Origin of the sequence: Wocania arenilitoris (assembly GCF_021728535.1) — a bacterium.
GTDB classification, from domain to species: domain Bacteria; phylum Bacteroidota; class Bacteroidia; order Flavobacteriales; family Flavobacteriaceae; genus Wocania_A; species Wocania_A arenilitoris.
On sequence record NZ_JAKKDU010000014.1, the window covers coordinates 62,900 to 82,059 of the forward strand.

Below are 19,160 nucleotides of genomic sequence, written 5' to 3' on the forward strand. Positions count from 1 at the left end.
CTTTTTATTTTATAATAAATTATTTTACCTACAGTTTATACTTTTTTGTACAGCTGCTTTTAAAATATCTGATGTTGGTTTTTCAAATTTTCTTGCAAACAATTTATCGGAGGTTGAAATTTTTTCAAAATCGCTGAGATTCAGTATGGCAGGAGAAGGATTGTGTTTACCAACACGATCAGGGTTCCAATCTATATACCTTAAATTATTGTTAATGATTTGTTTCGAAAATGCAGAATTGATTATAACTGTTTGAAAATATATTTCTTCAGGGCAAAAAGTATATTTAAGCCTGTTAAATAAGTACGGTTTTTTACTGGTATAATCTACAACGTATTGTAATACCCCTCTAGATAGACTCCACCAAGTAGATCCTCCATACAACTTGGGGGTTTTATTTGTAATTGACCTCTTTACATGTAACTTCTTTTGGAGATTAACAAACTTCCACATCCATTTTATATGCTTTTTTGCATTTAAGACATCATACAAATGATAATAAGTTACCCTGTCTAATCCTCCGTTTTCATTTCCCCAACCTTTTGTAGGAATTTCAAAATATTCTAAAAACCCTTTTGCTTTAGAGTCGTCTATCATTTTTTTAAATTGTATGATATTTTTTATTGGAAAATCTTGCCCGCTAATCAAATGAAAATATTGTATGTCCTTATTTTTTAATGCAGCTCCTCCTAAAAATAAAATACTCTTTAAATGATTCAAACCACCCCAGTTTACAACAAATTTTTGTGACACCATCTTAACATACACATTGGTTTGTAATTCTTTATAAATCTTTTGAGGTATTTTGCTTTTCTTGTCAATATGTATGTATATATAAAAGCTATCATCAAAAAAATCAATTATATCAACCAAATGTGCAAAATTTTTATAAGCTGTAATTAATATCGCTTGCTTCATACTATTAATGAGTTATTTGGTAAAAAAATTTCTATCTTTCCTAAGATTATACGCTAAGGTATTTAACCTAGTTTAGCATAAATTTTGTGCAATTTCGCTAAAATAAATAATAACGTTTTATGATTTAAAGCATAGGTTAACAGCTTGTATTTAAAACTTTTATATTCTTCCCTTACAAATGAATCTATAGGGTAAGCTCCAATCTTTTCTAACTCAAATAGTTTTTCTTCAATTGTTTTTATACTAAAATCTGCTTTAATCATTTTGATTATAGTGAAAAAAGTAAAAGCATCTCTTCTAAATTTAAAATTATCAGCTATATCTTTCTTATGCTTAATAGGAAATCCATCTAATGCCTTTATTAAGTTATTTAAGTCATTAATTAAAGCCATAAAGTATAGTACAATTTTTCTTTTATATACTTTGTTCTCGCTACGCATAGTAGATTCTGGAGATTGAAAATATCTATAGATGACAACAGGGGAATAAGCAACCTTTTTGGCATATAAAAATAATCGTAATGTAAAAACTACGTCACCATCATAGTCTCCTTCACTAAAAGCTAGCTTATGTTTATGTAAGAAATCTTTACGCACTAAATACCACCAAATCTCTATTCGAAGGTTTATATTTTCCTTAAGAAACTGATCTCCAGAAATTATTTTTGGTAGCTCCATTTCCTGAAAAGTTTCATTTAAATTAAATAAAGCTGCTTTTTTAGTTACTAAAGTATTAAACCCCATAATGTCTATCTCGTTTTGCGTTGCAAATTTAAGCACGTCACTCAAAGAGTTATAAGCAATGTAATCATCAGCATCCATAAAATAAATGTAAGCCCCTTTTGCTAGCTTTAATAACTTATTCCTAGTTGATATGACGCCCTCATTTTTATGAGAATACAAAAAGACATTATCATGTGTTTTTATAAATTCTTCAACTTTATTTTTACTAGTATCGTTTGACCCATCATTGAATACTAGCACTTCATAATCTTGCTTTGAAATATTTTGATTCATCAAACTCGCTAAACATCTTTCAATAAAAGATTCTGCATTGTACATTGGGATTAAAATGCTCAACTTCATAGTATGTGAAATAAGTATAAGTTTTTGTAAAAATGAATTATCATCTACTAAAGAAGGTTTATTAACTTAAATTTGTGAAGAATTCTAAGTGGATATAATAATATATAGAAAATATATTTATGATTAAAAATAAATATTGTAATCTTAAACTTTTTATGAAAATATTGCTCTCCAATAAAGTTTTTTAATGGGTACATATCTATCTTTTTAAACTGTTTGAGAATTTCATTTATTTCTTTAATTGTCTTTTTAGATTTTATAAGCTTAAAAAACATAAAGTAAATGCTTACCGTACTTTTATAATTTATACTGTCAACAATATTCGATGTATTTACAACATTATTTTTAGTGACTTCAACAGAAAGGGAGTTAAACCTAAAAACTAAACTAATATAATCTTCTATAACCTTTAATAAGTGTTCTTGTTTATTATTATTCATGATGGAATTTTCAGTCGTAACATACCTATGTGCATCTATTGGTAAAAACATAGAGCGTTTTGCTTTTAAAAAAATATTGAAAGTAAAAATAGCGTCCTCCATAAATTTTCCTTCTTCAAATTCAAACCCTGTTTTTAGCAAATAATCTCGTTTAATTATATACCACCATGCCTCAAGTCTATGGTATTTATATTCGACTAAAAAATCTACACCACTTAAAACATAAGCTTTATAATTGTTTTTAATCGTTTTAGAAATAAAAAAATCTTTTTTTTTGGTAGCAATTGTATTAAATCCTAACAATTCCAAATGAAACTCTTCAGCATGCTTTAAGATGATATCTAATGTATTAAAAGCCAGATAATCATCGGCATCAATAAAATAAATGTAATCTCCTGTTGCCAATTTTATCCCTTTGTTTCTTGTAGCTCCCAAACCAATATTAGATTGACTATAAAGTTTTATATTAGAGTGCTTTTTTATAAACGATTCGACAACAACTTTTCCATTATCAATAGAACCATCATCTATCAATAATATTTCATAATCATTACTATTTATGTTCTGATTAACTAAACTATATAGACATCTTTCTATATGTGACTCAGCATTATAAAATGGGACTACTATACTTAATTTCATATATGAAAATTATAATTACTAAAATAACAAGAACAGTTAGTTAAGAAACAATTAATAGATTAAAAGCTTATTTATGCTTCAAAAGTTTAGTTAAATACAATATTATGACTATTTTAATAGCTTTAAATATTACAAAAAAATTAAACAAAAAATTATTCGCTTAATTTATGATACAGATAAAAAAGTATAATTACTGTTTTTAAATATAATTCAAAGAGTATATGGAGAATTTATTTACTAATCATTACATAATTTCTAAAAAAATAACACTGATTATTTTTATTACTCCCTTTATCTTAACGCTTATAATGGGTTCTTTTTTTATTTTTAGATCAACGGAAAATTTCGGGTTTTGGCTTCTTGAAGAAAACTCTCCAATTGAATTACTTACATTTATTATTTTCTTGATTAGTGGTGTTTTTGGAATATATACAATAAGAAATATTAATTTACCTTTAGAAAAATATGCCAAACTTTTTTATATAGTCTTTTCTCTTTTTTTGATTCTAATTGCTATGGAAGAAATTTCATGGGGTCAATGGTTTTTTCATTTTGAAACCCCTCGCGAATGGTCAAAAATAAATGGTCAACAGGAAACTACCCTCCATAACCTCAATGGGATGCAAGGGCATTCTGAATTTCTTCGGATGTTTTACGGTGCAGGAGGTGTCTTTGGAGTTTTGCTAGGTTTTTTTAACAAGTTCAAAAAGATAAGTGCTCCTCCTGTACTTATATCTTGGTTTTTAATTATTTTTTGTCATGCAGTGGTTGATTATATTCAAGATAGAGTATCTATAAGTGTGAGGTATGATTTTGCTATTGTAAAAACCTCAGAATTCATTGAATTATTAATAGCTGGGAGTTCTTTTTTATATTTATGGTTAAATTTTAGAACGTTGTTAAAGCATGATAAAAATATTATAAAGTCATAATACTTTTTCGGAATAATAAAAACTAAAAACATACACAAAAATAAAACTCATAACTACCATTTCCCCTCCATCTTCTATAAGAGCTAGTTGATTTTTACCATAAGGTATAACTATATGAAATAGATCTATACAGATTCCAAAAAATGCTAGTATTAAGAACAATAAAAAAAGTTTTTTGGTTATTAGTTTTCCCTTTAAATCTGCTTTTAAAAATGCAAATACAATCGATATAAAAAAAAGAAAAGCAAAAAAAGCAAAAAATAATAGCTCTCCAAAATCTTCTGGACGCAAATTAAATTTTGGTTGAATATTTAAATAATCTGCTAAATAAAAACCATAATTTTCATGAATACTTAAAGAGTCATCCAATAATAAGTATAAAAATATTATAGCCCATACTAAATATATAAGTTGTTTTTGTTTATAAAACAAGTAAAGAAGCAGTGAGAGAATTCCAAATTCTTTTAAGTACTGATAAAACTCTGCATATCCTAAATCTTTTTCAATTGAAAAGTTAAGATTATAATCTATAATATTCCACAAAAGGAAACAGTGCATTAAGATAAAAACAAAATCTACAAGAATCAATAAGGTAACTAACGCTTTATTTTTTTTTAAAAAAATAAAAGCCTTACTTAAAACTTGATTTAATTTCATTTTACACATTTAATATTACTAACTAACAATATTTAATATTTTTGATAATTTATTTATAGTATATTTTGCTAAATATTTTTTGTCGATTAAAGAAATATCCTGCTTATGAATGTTTAAGCCACTATCCTTTAAACAAATAGTAACCCAACCTAGTTTGTTTGGCGTTATAAAATCTTTTTTAACATTATCTCCAATATAATAGTATTTTGCTTTTCCGAATAAGTTTTCAAAATGCTTATAATTATTAGCGTTAGGCTTTTCACTACCAAATTCTCCTGAAATAAGTATTTCTGAAATCCAAGTGCTAAGTTTTAAAGCTTCAATTTTACTTCTTTGTTGTTGACTTCTACCATCAGTTAAAAGTCCTAGCGCTATACCTCTACACTTTAATTCATTTAGTACCTCTACTCTGTCTTTCGATAATTCTAACTTTGGATTATGATTTCTATAAATATCAAGTAACTCGTTGATGCTAATTGACAAATTATGTCTATTAATTAGATCTTCAAACACATTCTCTTTATTATAAAAACATGCGAGCATTTGATTATAAATAACTGTTGATTCTACAGAAACTACTTTACCTATTTTTAAGGAAATCTCTTTGTAAGCAGATTTTAAAAAATCTATTTCATTGTAAAGTGTATCATCTAAATCAAAAACAACAACAGTACTATTCTTCATGATTTTTTATTAAAATCTCATCATCATACCTTAGCATTAATAGGTTGTTTTCCCAATTATCAAAATAGTTTAGTTTCTCATTCAAAATATATTCTTGAATAATCCATTTTGGGTAGTTTCCGCCTGCTAAATAAGATAATGGAAAACCACCACCAAATCTTGGGTTAATTTCTATTCCAATAATATCATTGGTTTCTTTATGTAAAAAAAACTGAACGGTTATGCATCCGATTGCTCCCTCTAGAAAAGAAAATTTATTGTCAATAAAAGTTTTCAATACGTTTCTTTTTGTGACACCTTTACTCACTTCACCAGCTCGAATTTCTATGCGTTTTCTAGGTATAGCACATTTTAAATTATTAGTTACATCATAATATAAATCGCATGTATACTCATCATATAGTTTTAGGTCAAAATATTCAAAAAATTTAAGAGATTTCTTTTTCAGCAAATACTTAGAGATTTGAGATTTCTTTTTTATAATAAAATTGCTTTTACTACCACTACCATTTATTGGTTTAATATAAATGGGGAGCTTATAATTATCTTTTGAATATTCCTTAGCTACTTTAACATCTAATTTTTTAAATAAAGTATGCGTGTTTATTTTATCAACACACACTTTTACCAAATTTTCATCTGATATAACTATAGTAATATTATGTTTTAAAAACTTTTTTTTGTTTTGCGATAATATTAATAACTCAGTATCTATTGTAGGTATAACTATCTTTATATTATTATCAACACAAGCTTTTAGTAAACAATCTGAATAATTTTTATCGGTTACTTTACATACTTCTATACACTCATCTGCAATTTGAGATGCTGGTGATAGTTTTGGATTAAAATCTGCTACAAATACTTTAGCGGATGGAAAAAAAACTTTCAATTCTTTCATAAATGCCTTCACCAACGAAACTCTTCTACCTCCAGATGTAATTAAAATATTATTCATATAAATTCTATAATCTCTATTTTATTTTTTTGATTTCAATATAGGATTTGAAATTAAAAATATTAAATAATACAAGTTTTTAATGTTAAACAATTTTACCAATAATGAGTAAGTAAAACCATTATAATCGTTTCCAAGAAAAGAGTTTAAAGGATATGCGTTTACAGCCTGCATACGCTCAATTATTTTTCTAGCTTCTTTTAACTTAATAGTTGATTTTAACATCCTTATCATCAAGAAGAAAACAAACGATTGTTGCCGTGTTTTTAGGCGTTCAATACAATCTTTATTTTTTTTAATTGACTTAATAAGTGGCATAAATAGTTCCGCTGCATTAGCATTATCATAAATAACTTTTAAATAATGACTCGGTTCTTTGCTTGTCATTGCTGAACCAGCTACTCTTACATGCCTATGAGTATCAATAGGTAAATGTGCAACATTATTTGCATTTAGCAGTAAATTAGCAGTAAAAACAGCATCCTCCATCCATCTACCTTCAATAAATCTTAAACTTATTTCTTCTAAAAAGTCTTTTTTAATAATGTACCACCAAACTTCATTTTTATAGCTATTTATACCAATATAATCGATTCCACTTAATTTAGTAATACTAAAAGCCTTACTAATATCTGTAACAGAGTCATGCAAATTTGTAGCTGTAGTTCCTTTTGATATAAAAGTTAGTACTTGCAAATTATTTGTTTTAGCACAATCTAAAATTGGTTTTAAAGTGTTATTAGCTAAGTAATCATCTGGATCTATAAAATAAATATAATTGCCTTTAGCTAAATTAAGACCATAATTCCTAGCACTACCAACACCACCATTTTCCTTGTTATAAATAAATATATTGTTATTATCTAATTGAAACTGCTTAACTATCTCAATGCTTTTATCTTTTGATCCATCATTAACTACAATAATTTCGTAATCAGAAGTGCTTAAGCCTTGATTTAAAAGACTTTGAATACAACCAGAAATATATAATTCTACATTATATACAGGAATTATAATACTTAACTTCAATAGATGTTTTTTTTTTAAGACCTAGTAACTAATACTCTCGGTATTAAAAGCAATATATACTTTTATATATTCAAATTTTTTATAAACGAAAATGAAAGCTTTTGAAAATTTATTGGTTGGTCTAATAAGTTAATAGCAATCAAATATAATTTATTAATTATTAGTTCTATAAAAATATCCGTTGAAATGTAGAATTTTCCCATTAACTAAAATTTGTGTTTTTATATAGATTTATTAATTCTATTTTTGTTCAAAATAAAATTACTATGATTACTTCCGATCAAATTAAAGATCTTAACACACGCCTTGATAAATTAAGGCACTATCTTTGACGTTGATGCCAAACTAATAGAAATACAAAACGAAGAAGAACAAACTTTTGACCCTGATTTTTGGAGCGATTCTAAAGCTGCTGAAGTGGTCATGAAATCGATTCGAGTAAAGAAAAAATGGGTAGAAGACTACAATAAAGCCAAAACACTTGTTGAAGATTTAGAAGTACTTTACGAGTTTTACAAAGAAGGTGAAGCCACTGCAGAACAAGTTCAAGCACGTTTTGATAAAGCCGCTGCACTATTAGAAGACATTGAGTTTAAAAACATGCTTTCTGAAGAAGGCGATAGCTTAAGTGCTGTATTACAAATAACTGCAGGCGCAGGCGGAACGGAAAGTTGCGATTGGGCAAGTATGCTTATGCGTATGTATCTCATGTATGCAGAAAAAAGTGGATTTAAAGTTAAAGAACTTAACTTTCAAGAAGGTGATGTTGCAGGTATAAAAACGGTAACCTTAGAGATTGAAGGCGACTTTGCTTTTGGTTGGTTAAAAGGTGAAAACGGTGTACACCGGTTAGTGCGAATCTCCCCATTTGATAGTAACGCAAAACGCCATACTAGTTTTGCTTCGGTTTATGTTTACCCTTTAGTTGATGACACTATTGAAATAGACATAAACCCTGCAGATATTGAAATAGTAACAGCCCGTTCAAGTGGTGCCGGCGGACAAAATGTTAATAAAGTTGAAACCAAAGTACAGCTAACGCATAAACCTACAGGCATACAAATATCTTGTTCTGAAACACGATCGCAACACGATAATCGAGCCCGTGCTATGCAAATGTTAAAATCTCAATTGTATGAAATCGAATTGCAAAAACAACTCTCGCAACGTGACGATATTGAAGCCAGTAAAATGAAAATTGAATGGGGAAGTCAAATTCGTAATTATGTAATGCATCCTTATAAGCTAGTGAAAGATGTAAGAACAACCCATGAAACTGGTAACGTAGATGCTGTTATGGATGGGAATATTGAACCCTTTTTAAAAGCATATTTAATGATGATGGGGCAAAAAGAAGAAGATAATCAATTATGAATAAGATAGATGCTATAATTTTCGACCTTGGTGGTGTTTTAATTGATTGGAATCCTGAATATGTTTATTTAGATGTGTTTAATGGAGATCGAGATAAAATGCAATGGTTTTTCGATAATATTTGCACGAATGATTGGAACGAAAACCAAGATGCAGGTTACCCAATGGCAAAGGCTACTAAAGAGCGTATTGCAATGTTTCCTGAATGGGAAAAAGAAATTGAAATGTTTTACGGGCGTTGGATAGATATGTTGGGAGATCCTATTTCTGGCACTGTTGATATTCTTAAAAAATTAATAGATTCAAAACAATACAAAGTGGTTGCACTTACCAATTGGAGTGCAGAAACTTTTCCAATTGCTTTGGAGCGTTTTGAGTTTTTACAATGGTTTCAAGGTATTTTAGTTTCAGGTGAAGAAAAAACTAGAAAACCTTTTGATGAAATATATCATTTAACCTTAAATCGTTTCAATATAAAGGCAGAACATGCTATTTTTATTGACGATAATCTTAGAAATGTTGAAGCTGCCAATAATTTGGGTATAAACGGAATTCATTTTAATTCACCCAATAAACTTTTTCAACAATTAAAAACCTTTAATATTAATTTATAATGATAAAAATATACCACAATAACCGTTGCAGTAAATCGCGTTTCGGGTTAAAAATATTAGAGAACTCTGGTAAAGAATTCGAAATTATTAAATATTTAGAGAATATGCTTTCCGCGAAAGCACTAAAAGATATAATAACAATTTTAAAAATAAAACCAATTGATTTAGTTAGGAAAAATGAAGTCATCTGGAAAGAAAATTATAAGAATAAGACCTTAACAGATACAGAAATTATTAATGCAATGGTAGAAAACCCTAAGCTTATTGAGCGCCCCATTATAGTAAATGGCAATAAAGCTGTAATTGGCAGACCTCCTGAACTAATTTTAGATATTATTTAGAGGATAATCTTTTAACAAACATTTAACCACTTCTCTTAAACCATGGGTTATTTTTATTGTCTAAAACGGTAAACCTAACCATGAACAAATTTTTTATTTTTGCTCTCTCTTTAACTTTTTGCATCGCAAATGGTAATTCACAGCCTAAAAAGCCAGAAGCTTCTACAATTAATAATATAATAATTAAAGAAGTCATAATAACAGGAAAAGTAATTGACAAAGAAACTCAAAAGCCTTTAGAATATGCAACTATTGCTTTTTTTAGTAAAAAAGAAAACAAAATTGTTACTGGAGGTATAACCGATATAAATGGAGTTTTTAGTATTCTCGTAAAAACTGGAATTTACGATATATCTATTGAATACATTGCTTTTAAAACTCAAAGAATACTAAACAAAAAAGTAACTGTTAATGAAAATATAGGATTATTCTCCTTAGAAATTGATGCTGAGTCTTTAGCAGAAATTGAAGTTATAGCAGAACGCACTACCGTTGAAATTAAACTAGATAAAAAAATATATAATGTAGGTAAAGATTTAACCGTTAGCGGTGGAACTGTAAGTGATGTTTTAGATAATGTTCCTTCAGTTTCTGTCGATGTTGAAGGTAATATAGCACTAAGGGGTAATGATAATGTTCGTATTCTAATTAATGGAAAGCCCTCTGGTTTAGTTGGGTTAAACACAACAGATGTGTTGAAGCAATTACCTGCCGAGTCCATTGAAAAGGTAGAAGTAATTACGTCTCCGTCTGCTCGTTATGAAGCAGAAGGAACGGCTGGTATTTTAAACATAATTCTACGCCGTAGTAAATTACAAGGGTTAAACGGTGCAATTACGGCAAACGGCGGCTATCCAAATACAGCTGGAATATCAGGAAATATAAACTACAGAACTGGAGATATTAACTTTTTTAATACCACATCCTATAACTATAGAGAATCACCGGGGTATTCTTATAATTTCACCAGATACAAAAACACAGGAAACTTTCTGGATGAAAAAAATAATTGGCTTAGTAGAGGAAACGGTATAACAAGTAATATAGGTTTAGAATGGTATGTTAACGAAACATCTTCTATTACCACATCATTAGTGTATAGTGACAGAAGTGGAGATAACGAGTCCGTTAATGTGCTTACTCAATACGATTCTAACTTTGATTTAACAGGTCAAACTATTAGAGAAAAACCAGAGCTAACTGAAAACAAAACTATTCAATATGCTTTAAATTATACAAAAAACTTTAAAACTTCTGGGCATAAATTATCTTTTGATTTTCAGTATGAAGATACAGATCAAAATAGAAGCGAATTTGTAAATCAAGATGGTATAGACACCGAAATAGCTTTTACTCCAGAAGAAGAATCAAAAATTTTAATACAAACTGATTATGTTTTACCTATAGGAGAAAACCAACAATTTGAATTTGGTTTCAGAGGAGATTACAGCGATACTACTACCGACTATTCAGTTGAAATTTTTAATCAAAATTTAGATAATTTTGAACTGGATACAAACCTATCAAACTTATTTAATTTCAAAATGTATTTAAATTCTGTTTATAGTCAGTATGGAAGTAAAATAAATAAGTTTTCATATTTACTAGGACTCCGTCTAGAAAATACTCAAATTACTATAGATCAACCAACATCTGGAGATTTTGAAAAGAAAAACTTCACTGGTTTATTCCCAACAGTAAATTTAAATTATGAAATAAGTGATACAGAAAACGTTACCTTAGGATATAACAGAAGACTTAGCAGACCTCGTGGGTTTTATTTAAACCCTTTTCCTTCTAGATCTAGTCTCACCAATATATTCCAAGGTAATCCAGATTTAGACCCTAGTTATTCAAGCAATTTCGATTTAGGCTATTTAAAGCGTTTTGGCAAGTTTACCTTAAGTTCTTCTATGTACTATCAACATACTATACAAGAAGATGAATGGGTAAGTATTGATACTGGAAATACAGTTATTATTAATGGAGAAACACTTCCTGTAATTCAAAGAACACCAGTTAATGTAGGTACAAATGATAGGTATGGTTTTGAATTCAACTTAAACTACGCCCCTTCTAAAAAGTGGCGTATTAATAGTGATTTTAATTTTTTTAAATCTATTACCAAAGGTGAATTTAATGGAATAAATTTAGATGCTAATAACATAACTTGGTCTATGCGCATAAATAATAAATACACTTTGCCAGGTGATATTGATTGGCAAACAAGCCTAAGATATAGAGGACCTAGAGAAGACGCTCAAAATAAAAGAAGAGGTAATTTTTCATCAAGAATGGCTCTTAGTAAAGACTTATTTAAAGAAAAAGCATCAATTGCCTTTAATATAAATGATGTTCTAAATAGTAATAGATTTCAAGGTGATGTAGATTCTGAAACTTTCTTTAGCACCAGAGAAATACGATTTAGAGGTGTAAGAAACTACAACTTATCGTTCACTTATAGATTTAATCAGAAAAAGAAAACACAACGTGGAAAGCGTGGTAACGGTGATTTCGATTTTGAAGGATAATTATTTAGTATATAAAAGATTAGGCTTCTTGAAAAGTTTTTCCAAGCCGCTCAGAATTGCATACATGACAAAATTATTTTGTATGTCCGCAATAATTATTAAAACGCTCTAATTTAATGGTATAAAAATGTTAAAAATTAACTCCTCGAAATATATCAATGGAACATAGTATAAGGTTTATATTGATTTATTTTCTGGTACTAGTGGTCTTGCTAATTGAATTATTGCATAGCTATCCATCTGTGTTTATTAGAAAATATACCTACCCCAACCAACCTTCTCTATCCAAACTCCTATATTGTATTGCTTCACTAATATGCGAACCATTAACCTCATCAACACCTTCTAAATCAGCAATAGTACGCGACACTTTCAAAATCCTATCGTAAGCACGTGCCGATAAGTTTAAACGTTCCATGGCTGTTTTTAGTAGTTGTTTTGAAGCGTCATCTAAAACACAATGCTTACGTATTTGCTTGGTATTCATTTGTGCGTTGTAATGCACACTATCAGAATCCTTAAAACGATTGGTTTGAATTACTCTGGCTTGTGTAACACGTTTTCTAATATCAACTGAGGTTTCGCCTTTTCTATCATCACTTAGTTTTTCAAAAGGCACTGGAGTAACTTCAATGTGTATATCAATCCTATCTAACAACGGACCAGAAATCTTACTTAAATATCGCTGCATTTCTGCAGGACTTGAGGTTACTGGCGCATCAGGATCGTTAAAATAACCACCCGGACTTGGATTCATACTCGCCACCAACATAAACGATGAGGGGTAAGTTACTGTAAATTTAGCACGTGAAATAGTGACTTCTCTATCCTCCAACGGTTGACGCAAAACTTCTAAAACGTCGCGCTTAAATTCTGGCAATTCATCTAAAAACAAAACGCCATTGTGTGATAAAGAAATCTCTCCAGGTTGCGGAAAACTACCCCCACCAACAAGCGCAACATTTGATATGGTGTGATGTGGACTACGAAACGGACGTTGTGCCATTAACCCAGAATCTTTAACTCTACCTACTACCGAATGTATCTTAGTAGTCTCTAAAGCTTCATGTAAAGTCATTGGTGGTAAAATACTTGGCAATCGTTTTGCTAACATGGTTTTTCCGGCTCCCGGTGGACCAATTAAAATAATGTTATGACCACCAGCGGCTGCAATTTCCATACAACGCTTTATAGATTCCTGACCTTTTACATCTGAAAAATCAAACTCTGGAAACTCTAGGTTTTTATAAAACTCTTTTCGCGTGTCTATTATGGTTTGCTCGAGCGCTTCTTCTTTATCAAAATAATTAATAACCTGCTTAATATTATCAACGCCATAAACTTCTAAACCATCAACAATAGCAGCTTCTTTAGCATTCTGACTTGGAAGAATAAAGCCTTTAAACCCTTCTTCTCTAGCTTTAACAGCAATAGGTAAAGCGCCTTTTATGGGTTGTAAACTGCCGTCAAGCGAAAGCTCACCCATAATTAAATAACGCTCTAAATCTTTGGCTTTAATTTGAGATGTAGAAGCCAGAATTCCAATAGCTAAAGTTAAATCGTACGCACTTCCCTCCTTTCTTAAATCGGCAGGCGACATATTAATAATAATCTTTTTGCCCGGGATTCTATAACCGTTGTTTTGAAGCGCAGCAGCAATTCTATAATTACTTTCTTTTATAGCATTATCAGGCAATCCAACAAGATGATAACCGACACCTTTATCTACATTTACCTCAACCGCAATCGTTGTTGCTTCAACACCAAAAACGGCACTTCCATAAACTTTTTTAAGCATATTCTTTATTTACTGCTTAAATGTAAGAAAAGTATTTTTAAGTGTTATAATCGATTTTCTTATTTAATCTTAAGCAAAATGTTTCATCAATAAAACCAAATCGTTATATTTGGTAGGGTATAACGAAAATGTAACATGATTTTTATCTCCGAAGCTATTTCAATTGTAAAACAAAACAGCAAACCACTACTACAGTCTATAATTAAAAAGGTTGAAAAATCTGGTGGATACAAGCTGTATGAAGATATTTTATCTCCAATAAACATGCCCCCTTTCAGACAATCGGCTATGGATGGTTATGCTCTGAATTTACAAGATAACCTATCGTATAAATTAATAGGTGAAGTGAAAGCTGGTGATGCCCATAAAATTGTTTTAAAAAAAGGTGAAGCTGCTAGAATATTTACGGGTGCCCCTGTTCCTGACTCTGCAAATGCTATTATGATGCAGGAAAAAGTGAAGGTTGACGGAGAAACCATTACTATTTCTGAACAGGTTTCTTTGGAACATAATATTCGTCCGTTAGGAGAACAGGTTAAAACTGGAGACATCGCTTTAAAAAAAGGTACAAAGTTAACACCAGCAGCAATTGGGTATTTAATGTCTATAGGTATTACTGAAATTTCTGTATTTAAGAAGCCGAATATTGCAATCGTTACCACTGGAAATGAACTAATTGAAGCTGGACAAGATTTACCTTATGGAAAAATCTACGAAAGCAACTCAAAAATGTTATTGAGTGCACTTTACAATTTAAAGTTTTATGATGTTACACTTTATAAAGTTGAAGACGATTATAATAAAACTGTTGAGACGCTTAAAGGTGCATTAGATAACAATGATTTGGTGTTAATTACAGGTGGTATCTCAGTTGGAGATTACGATTTTGTTGGAAAAGCATTAAACGAATTAAAGGTAAAAGAACTCTTTTATAAAGTAAAGCAAAAACCTGGAAAACCTTTGTTCTATGGTAAAAAAGAAAACACACAGGTATTTGCGCTTCCCGGAAATCCTGCAGCAGCATTGTCTTGCTTTTATGTATATGTCTTTATCTCTTTACAACAAATGATGCATCGTAAAGATTTAGAATTACCAAGAATAAAAGCTAAAACTATAAATGGTTTTGTAAAGAAAGGTAATAGGCCACAATTTTTAAAAGGTATTTACAGCGATGGGCAAGTTGAAATTTTAGACGGACAAAACTCATCAATGTTACAAACTTTTGCGCTATCAAACGCTTTAGTTTTTGCTCCTGAAGATATGAGCATTATTAATATTGGTGATACCATAGAAGTGATATTATTGCCACAATAATTATGAGTTATGGGTTATAAAATAAAAAGTCGCATTTGGATTGAATCGGAAAACAATGTGCTTCTTGGTGAAGGTCGAGTGCATTTGCTTAAAGCAATTAACGACACTGGATCGCTTTCTAAAGCCGCAAAATCTTTAAATATCTCATATAAAAAGGCGTGGCAACTTTTGGATTCTGTAAACAAATCGGCTAAAAAACCTGTCACTATTAATAGTATTGGTGGCAAAGGTGGTGGTGGTGCAGAATTAACAGAATATGGAAAATCATTGATTAAAGCATTTGATGAAATTAATAAGAATTGTTGGGCGTTTTTGGATGAACAACTGAGTAAAATAGAACAACTTTAAATGCTACAAACCGAAAACATATATCTTTTTTTAATCATTCTACCTGTAGTATCATTTTTATACTCAAGTGTAGGACACGGAGGTGCAAGTGGGTATTTAGCTTTAATGGCATTGTTTTCATTTGTCCCAGAAAGCATGAAACCTACAGCATTATTGCTCAATATTTTTGTTTCTGGAATTTCGTTCTACTACTATTTTAAAGCAGGACATTTTAATAAAAAACTATTTATCTCATTCGCCATAGCTTCTATTCCGTTGGCCTATTTAGGAGGTACAATTGAAGTTGATGCTTCAATTTATAAAAAGATTTTAGCTATTTTATTAATCTTCGCTATTCTTAAAATGCTGAATGTGTTTGGAAAAGAAAGTGATAATACAAAACAAGTTAAACTGTGGCAAGGACTAATTGTTGGCGGCATCATAGGTTTCTTTTCAGGACTTATTGGTATTGGTGGCGGTATCATTTTAACACCAGTAATCCTGCTACTACATTGGGGTAAAATGAAAGAGGCTGCAGCGGTTTCTGCCTTGTTTATCTGGGTGAATTCAGCGGCGGCTTTAATAGGTCAATTCAGTAGTGGCGTTTCAATAAAAAAAGGCGCTTTTGTGCTAGTAACTATCGCGCTTATTGGTGGTATTTTAGGAGGTTATTATGGTAGTAAAAAAATCAACAATCAGCGTCTAAGATATATATTAGCTTTTGTATTAATTATAGCTTGTGCTAAATTATTTTTTACTTAAATGATAGAAAAAAAGAGCGTAACGGGTATTATTTTAGCTGGTGGAAAAAGCTCAAGAATGGGTTCTGATAAAGGGTTTTTAATGTTGAATAATAAGCCATTTATTCAATACAGCATTGACGCTTTAACACCTTTAGTTTCTGAAATTATTATTATTTCAGATGCCTCAGAATACGATGATTTAGGGTTAAAACGCATAACAGATATTACCAAAGACGCTGGACCTATTTCTGGTATTTATTCAGGATTAGAAGCTTCAAAAACTGAACTTAATTTGGTTTTGAGTTGCGACATCCCACTGATAACTTCTGAAGTATTACAAAAATTGATAAACGCTATTGATGATGAATCAGAAATCATACAAGCTGAAAGTAATGATAAAACGATGCCTTTAATTGCACTTTACAAAAAACCTGTTAAAGATAGATTTAAAAACTTTTTAGAACAGGATGAACGGCGATTGAGAGTCGCTATAAAAAGTTGTAATTATAAAAATGTTGTTTTAGATGAAGCATATCAAAATGCTACATTAAATGTGAATACCAAAGAAGAATTTAAACAAATTGAAGATGCTTATTACCATTAAATATTTCGGACAAATAGCAGAAGTCACTCAAAAAGAAGAGGAGCAATTAGAAGTTAATAAAAATTCGGTTTCAGGACTTTTAAACACTTTGTATTCGAAGTACTCAGATTTAAAAAACAAAGATTTTCAAATAGCGCAGAATCAAGAGTTAGTGGATTTAGATGCGGAATTAACTGGAGCGGAAATCGCTTTATTACCACCCTTTGCAGGAGGATAAGCAAATGAATAGATACAACAGACATATTATTCTATCAGAAATTGGTCAAGAAGGTCAAGACAAGATTTCCAATGCTAAAGTTCTGGTTATTGGTGCTGGTGGTTTGGGCTGTCCTGTTTTACAATATTTAACCGCTGCTGGCGTTGGCACTATTGGAATTATAGATTTTGATGTAGTTGAACTTTCAAATTTACAGCGTCAGGTGCTCTTTGGAACTTCATCTCTGGGAAAAAATAAAGCTATTGCAGCCAAAGAAAGGTTACAGGATTTAAATAATGATATTTCAATAATTGCTTACCCAGAACCGCTTACCTATCAAAACACAATTCCCCTTTTTAGACAATACGATATCATAGTTGATGGTTCAGATAATTTTGAAACACGCTATTTGGCAAATGATGCCTGCATTATCACAAATAAACCTCTAGTCTTTGGAGCTATTTACAAATTTGAAGGTCAGGTTTCGGTTTTCAATTATCAAACCGGACCAAGTTACCGATGCCTCTTCCCTAACCCACCACAAAAAGATGCCGTACCTAATTGCTCAGATATTGGTGTTTTAGGTGTGCTTCCTGGAATTATAGGCTGTATGCAGGCCAATGAAGTTTTGAAATTGATTTTAAGTTTAGGAGATGTACTGTCAGGAAAACTATTATGTTACAATGCTTTAACATCAAGCACTTCAACTTTAAAAATTAGGCGTAATGCTATTATAATTCAAAGCATTTTAGATAAAAAAGACCATTTTAAAGAAAAACAAATCAACATAAATTGTATAAATGAAATCGATGAGATTTCAATAGAAAATATTCAACTTAATACCCAAATTCAATTTATTGACGTAAGAGAAACTCATGAAACACCTAAAATTAAAGGTTTAGATGTTACATCCATCCCTTTAAGCAAATTAAAAGACCATTTAAACGCTTTAGATATTAATAAAATAAAAGTTATATTCTGCCAATCAGGAATAAGAAGCAAAAAGGCAGTTGACATGCTAAATGAATTAAACATTTACAATTGTTTTAGCTTGATTGAAGGCGCAACCGAAATAAACAATTACTTAAAAGAACACCATAAAATACTATCCAATGAAAGATAAAAAATTTAAAAACGTGTTTAAAGAAGGTGCTATTTCCTCTAATTTTATAGAAAACTCTATTTATAAGCATCAAACTAAAACCAATATTGGTGCACACAATATTTTTCTAGGACAAGTTAGAGCCGATATCATTGATGGAAAAACAGTTTCTGCTATTGAATACACCGCTTATGAAGACATGGCTAATCAAAAATTTCATGAAATACGAGAATCTGCTTTTAAAAAATTCAATTTAACCTGTATGCACACGTACCACAGCCTAGGAACCGTAAAAGCAGGCGAAATTTGTCTTTTTGTATTTGTGTCATCACCAAGACGCAAAGTGGTTTTTGAAGCTTTAGAATATATTGTTGAAGCTATTAAAGCTAATGTTCCTGTATTTGGAAAAGAGATTTTTGAAGATGAGAGTCATCAATGGAAGAAAAACAAGTAAGTGTTTTATTTATGTGTTAATTCGTTTAACTGTTTAATCGTAAAAAATGGCTTATACATTTTCATTTAAAAAACTAAATGTTTGGTTTGATTACAAAGAATTAGTGAAACATATTTATCTCATTACTAGAGAATATCCTAGTGAAGAAAAGTTTGGATTAACTAATTCGTTAAGACGAGCTTCAATATTTATGGCTTTTAATCTGGCTGAAGACACCTCAAGAACCACAAATAAAGATAAAGCTTACTTTCCAACTCAGGCTTTTAGTTCATTGATGGAAGTTCTAAATCAAATTATTATTGCCAAAGAATTATTTTTTTTAGACGAAAACGAAATATTTAAAGATAAGAACAGAAATTGAAAAAATGTCCAATAAGTTTGATGCACTAGGCATATCATAATTAAACAACTCAATGA

21 protein-coding genes are annotated in these 19,160 nt (G+C 30.2%); 13 read left to right on the forward strand and 8 right to left on the reverse strand.

The features are described from left to right. Positions 1–24: 24 nt before the first annotated feature. From L3X37_RS11960 to L3X37_RS11970, 3 genes are all read right to left on the reverse strand, one after another. Positions 25–918 carry a beta-1,6-N-acetylglucosaminyltransferase gene (locus tag L3X37_RS11960; RefSeq protein ID WP_237240411.1) on the reverse strand — a complete coding sequence of 298 codons (894 nt, stop codon included), beginning with the start codon at positions 916–918 and terminating at the stop codon, positions 25–27. Positions 919–980: 62 nt separating this feature from the next. Next, complete coding sequence (locus L3X37_RS11965) at positions 981–2,003, reverse strand: glycosyltransferase (RefSeq protein WP_237240412.1); 1,023 nt, start codon at positions 2,001–2,003, stop codon at positions 981–983. A gap of 47 nt (positions 2,004–2,050) precedes the next feature. Next, positions 2,051–3,085: a glycosyltransferase family 2 protein gene (locus L3X37_RS11970; RefSeq protein ID WP_237240413.1), complete on the reverse strand. Its 1,035-nt coding sequence runs from the start codon at positions 3,083–3,085 to the stop codon at positions 2,051–2,053. A gap of 221 nt (positions 3,086–3,306) precedes the next feature. On the opposite strand from L3X37_RS11970, the gene L3X37_RS11975 reads away from it, so the two are divergent. After that, a complete protein-coding gene (locus tag L3X37_RS11975; RefSeq protein WP_237240414.1) occupies positions 3,307–4,017 on the forward strand; it encodes a hypothetical protein in 711 nt (236 codons plus the stop codon). Here the strand turns inward: L3X37_RS11975 and L3X37_RS11980 are convergent. The 4 genes from L3X37_RS11980 to L3X37_RS11995 are packed head-to-tail and all read right to left on the reverse strand — an operon-like array spanning position 4,012 to position 7,345. Then, positions 4,012–4,674 (reverse strand): DUF8692 domain-containing protein, encoded by a 663-nt coding sequence (locus tag L3X37_RS11980; protein WP_237240415.1) that lies wholly within the window; start codon positions 4,672–4,674, stop codon positions 4,012–4,014. The genes L3X37_RS11975 and L3X37_RS11980 overlap by 6 nt on opposite strands. Positions 4,675–4,692: 18 nt before the next feature. Further along, entirely contained in the window at positions 4,693–5,358 is a 666-nt protein-coding gene (locus tag L3X37_RS11985; RefSeq protein ID WP_237240416.1) for an HAD family hydrolase, read from the reverse strand. Continuing rightward, positions 5,348–6,316, reverse strand: coding sequence for an ATP-grasp domain-containing protein (locus L3X37_RS11990; RefSeq protein ID WP_237240417.1), 969 nt, complete (start codon positions 6,314–6,316; stop codon positions 5,348–5,350). Before L3X37_RS11990 ends, L3X37_RS11985 begins: the two co-directional genes overlap by 11 nt. 21 nt (positions 6,317–6,337) lie before the next feature. Next, entirely contained in the window at positions 6,338–7,345 is a 1,008-nt protein-coding gene (locus tag L3X37_RS11995) for a glycosyltransferase family 2 protein (protein ID WP_237240418.1), read from the reverse strand. A gap of 266 nt (positions 7,346–7,611) precedes the next feature. On the opposite strand from L3X37_RS11995, the gene prfB reads away from it, so the two are divergent. The 4 genes from prfB to L3X37_RS12015 all read left to right on the forward strand — a co-directional run bounded on the left by prfB (position 7,612) and on the right by L3X37_RS12015 (position 12,205). Then, positions 7,612–8,719 (forward strand): peptide chain release factor 2 gene (gene prfB, locus L3X37_RS12000; protein ID WP_237240419.1). Its coding sequence is split into 2 segments (ribosomal slippage): positions 7,612–7,674 and positions 7,676–8,719, totalling 1,107 coding nucleotides; the frame shifts between segments, so codons are not numbered across the junction. Beyond that, on the forward strand, positions 8,716–9,333 hold the full coding sequence (locus tag L3X37_RS12005; RefSeq protein WP_237240420.1) for an HAD family hydrolase: 618 nt from the start codon (positions 8,716–8,718) through the stop codon (positions 9,331–9,333). Before prfB ends, L3X37_RS12005 begins: the two co-directional genes overlap by 4 nt. Continuing rightward, entirely contained in the window at positions 9,333–9,674 is a 342-nt protein-coding gene (gene arsC, locus L3X37_RS12010) for an arsenate reductase (glutaredoxin) (protein ID WP_237240421.1), read from the forward strand. The genes L3X37_RS12005 and arsC overlap by 1 nt, the downstream gene beginning before the upstream one ends. An 80-nt stretch (positions 9,675–9,754) precedes the next feature. Beyond that, positions 9,755–12,205, forward strand: a complete 2,451-nt coding sequence (locus L3X37_RS12015; RefSeq protein WP_237240422.1) for a TonB-dependent receptor — start codon at positions 9,755–9,757, stop codon at positions 12,203–12,205. A gap of 262 nt (positions 12,206–12,467) precedes the next feature. On the opposite strand, the gene L3X37_RS12020 is transcribed toward L3X37_RS12015, so the two are convergent. Next, a complete protein-coding gene (locus L3X37_RS12020; protein ID WP_237240423.1) occupies positions 12,468–14,003 on the reverse strand; it encodes a YifB family Mg chelatase-like AAA ATPase in 1,536 nt (511 codons plus the stop codon). A gap of 135 nt (positions 14,004–14,138) precedes the next feature. On the opposite strand from L3X37_RS12020, the gene L3X37_RS12025 reads away from it, so the two are divergent. The 8 genes from L3X37_RS12025 to L3X37_RS12060 are packed head-to-tail and all read left to right on the forward strand — an operon-like array spanning position 14,139 to position 19,104. Then, on the forward strand, positions 14,139–15,317 hold the full coding sequence (locus L3X37_RS12025) for a molybdopterin molybdotransferase MoeA (RefSeq protein WP_237240424.1): 1,179 nt from the start codon (positions 14,139–14,141) through the stop codon (positions 15,315–15,317). Between the two features lie 9 nt (positions 15,318–15,326). Next, positions 15,327–15,665 (forward strand): winged helix-turn-helix domain-containing protein, encoded by a 339-nt coding sequence (locus L3X37_RS12030; protein ID WP_237240425.1) that lies wholly within the window; start codon positions 15,327–15,329, stop codon positions 15,663–15,665. Further along, positions 15,666–16,406 carry a sulfite exporter TauE/SafE family protein gene (locus L3X37_RS12035; protein WP_237240426.1) on the forward strand — a complete coding sequence of 247 codons (741 nt, stop codon included), beginning with the start codon at positions 15,666–15,668 and terminating at the stop codon, positions 16,404–16,406. It abuts the gene before it with no gap. Then, positions 16,407–16,991, forward strand: a complete 585-nt coding sequence (gene mobA, locus L3X37_RS12040; protein ID WP_237240427.1) for a molybdenum cofactor guanylyltransferase — start codon at positions 16,407–16,409, stop codon at positions 16,989–16,991. Continuing rightward, positions 16,975–17,208, forward strand: coding sequence for a MoaD/ThiS family protein (locus L3X37_RS12045; protein WP_237240428.1), 234 nt, complete (start codon positions 16,975–16,977; stop codon positions 17,206–17,208). Before mobA ends, L3X37_RS12045 begins: the two co-directional genes overlap by 17 nt. A gap of 4 nt (positions 17,209–17,212) precedes the next feature. Beyond that, a complete protein-coding gene (gene moeB, locus L3X37_RS12050; protein ID WP_237240429.1) occupies positions 17,213–18,310 on the forward strand; it encodes a HesA/MoeB/ThiF family protein in 1,098 nt (365 codons plus the stop codon). Beyond that, positions 18,300–18,743, forward strand: coding sequence for a molybdenum cofactor biosynthesis protein MoaE (locus tag L3X37_RS12055; RefSeq protein WP_237240430.1), 444 nt, complete (start codon positions 18,300–18,302; stop codon positions 18,741–18,743). The genes moeB and L3X37_RS12055 overlap by 11 nt, the downstream gene beginning before the upstream one ends. 46 nt (positions 18,744–18,789) lie before the next feature. Next, on the forward strand, positions 18,790–19,104 hold the full coding sequence (locus tag L3X37_RS12060) for a four helix bundle protein (protein WP_237240431.1): 315 nt from the start codon (positions 18,790–18,792) through the stop codon (positions 19,102–19,104). Positions 19,105–19,160 lie beyond the last annotated feature (56 nt).

Coding starts and splice junctions, on each gene's coding strand:
- L3X37_RS12020 (WP_237240423.1), bottom strand. CDS start 14,003: ATGCTTAAAAAAGTTTATGGAAGTGCCGTTTTTGGTGTTGAAGCAACA.
- L3X37_RS11975 (WP_237240414.1), top strand. CDS start 3,307: ATGGAGAATTTATTTACTAATCATTACATAATTTCTAAAAAAATAACA.
- L3X37_RS11960 (WP_237240411.1), bottom strand. CDS start 918: ATGAAGCAAGCGATATTAATTACAGCTTATAAAAATTTTGCACATTTG.
- L3X37_RS11970 (WP_237240413.1), bottom strand. CDS start 3,085: ATGAAATTAAGTATAGTAGTCCCATTTTATAATGCTGAGTCACATATA.
- L3X37_RS11990 (WP_237240417.1), bottom strand. CDS start 6,316: ATGAATAATATTTTAATTACATCTGGAGGTAGAAGAGTTTCGTTGGTG.
- L3X37_RS12060 (WP_237240431.1), top strand. CDS start 18,790: ATGGCTTATACATTTTCATTTAAAAAACTAAATGTTTGGTTTGATTAC.
- L3X37_RS12055 (WP_237240430.1), top strand. CDS start 18,300: ATGAAAGATAAAAAATTTAAAAACGTGTTTAAAGAAGGTGCTATTTCC.
- arsC (WP_237240421.1), top strand. CDS start 9,333: ATGATAAAAATATACCACAATAACCGTTGCAGTAAATCGCGTTTCGGG.
- L3X37_RS11980 (WP_237240415.1), bottom strand. CDS start 4,674: ATGAAATTAAATCAAGTTTTAAGTAAGGCTTTTATTTTTTTAAAAAAA.
- L3X37_RS12025 (WP_237240424.1), top strand. CDS start 14,139: ATGATTTTTATCTCCGAAGCTATTTCAATTGTAAAACAAAACAGCAAA.
- L3X37_RS11985 (WP_237240416.1), bottom strand. CDS start 5,358: ATGAAGAATAGTACTGTTGTTGTTTTTGATTTAGATGATACACTTTAC.
- L3X37_RS12015 (WP_237240422.1), top strand. CDS start 9,755: ATGAACAAATTTTTTATTTTTGCTCTCTCTTTAACTTTTTGCATCGCA.
- L3X37_RS12005 (WP_237240420.1), top strand. CDS start 8,716: ATGAATAAGATAGATGCTATAATTTTCGACCTTGGTGGTGTTTTAATT.
- L3X37_RS12045 (WP_237240428.1), top strand. CDS start 16,975: ATGCTTATTACCATTAAATATTTCGGACAAATAGCAGAAGTCACTCAA.
- L3X37_RS12030 (WP_237240425.1), top strand. CDS start 15,327: ATGGGTTATAAAATAAAAAGTCGCATTTGGATTGAATCGGAAAACAAT.
- L3X37_RS11965 (WP_237240412.1), bottom strand. CDS start 2,003: ATGAAGTTGAGCATTTTAATCCCAATGTACAATGCAGAATCTTTTATT.
- moeB (WP_237240429.1), top strand. CDS start 17,213: ATGAATAGATACAACAGACATATTATTCTATCAGAAATTGGTCAAGAA.
- mobA (WP_237240427.1), top strand. CDS start 16,407: ATGATAGAAAAAAAGAGCGTAACGGGTATTATTTTAGCTGGTGGAAAA.
- L3X37_RS12035 (WP_237240426.1), top strand. CDS start 15,666: ATGCTACAAACCGAAAACATATATCTTTTTTTAATCATTCTACCTGTA.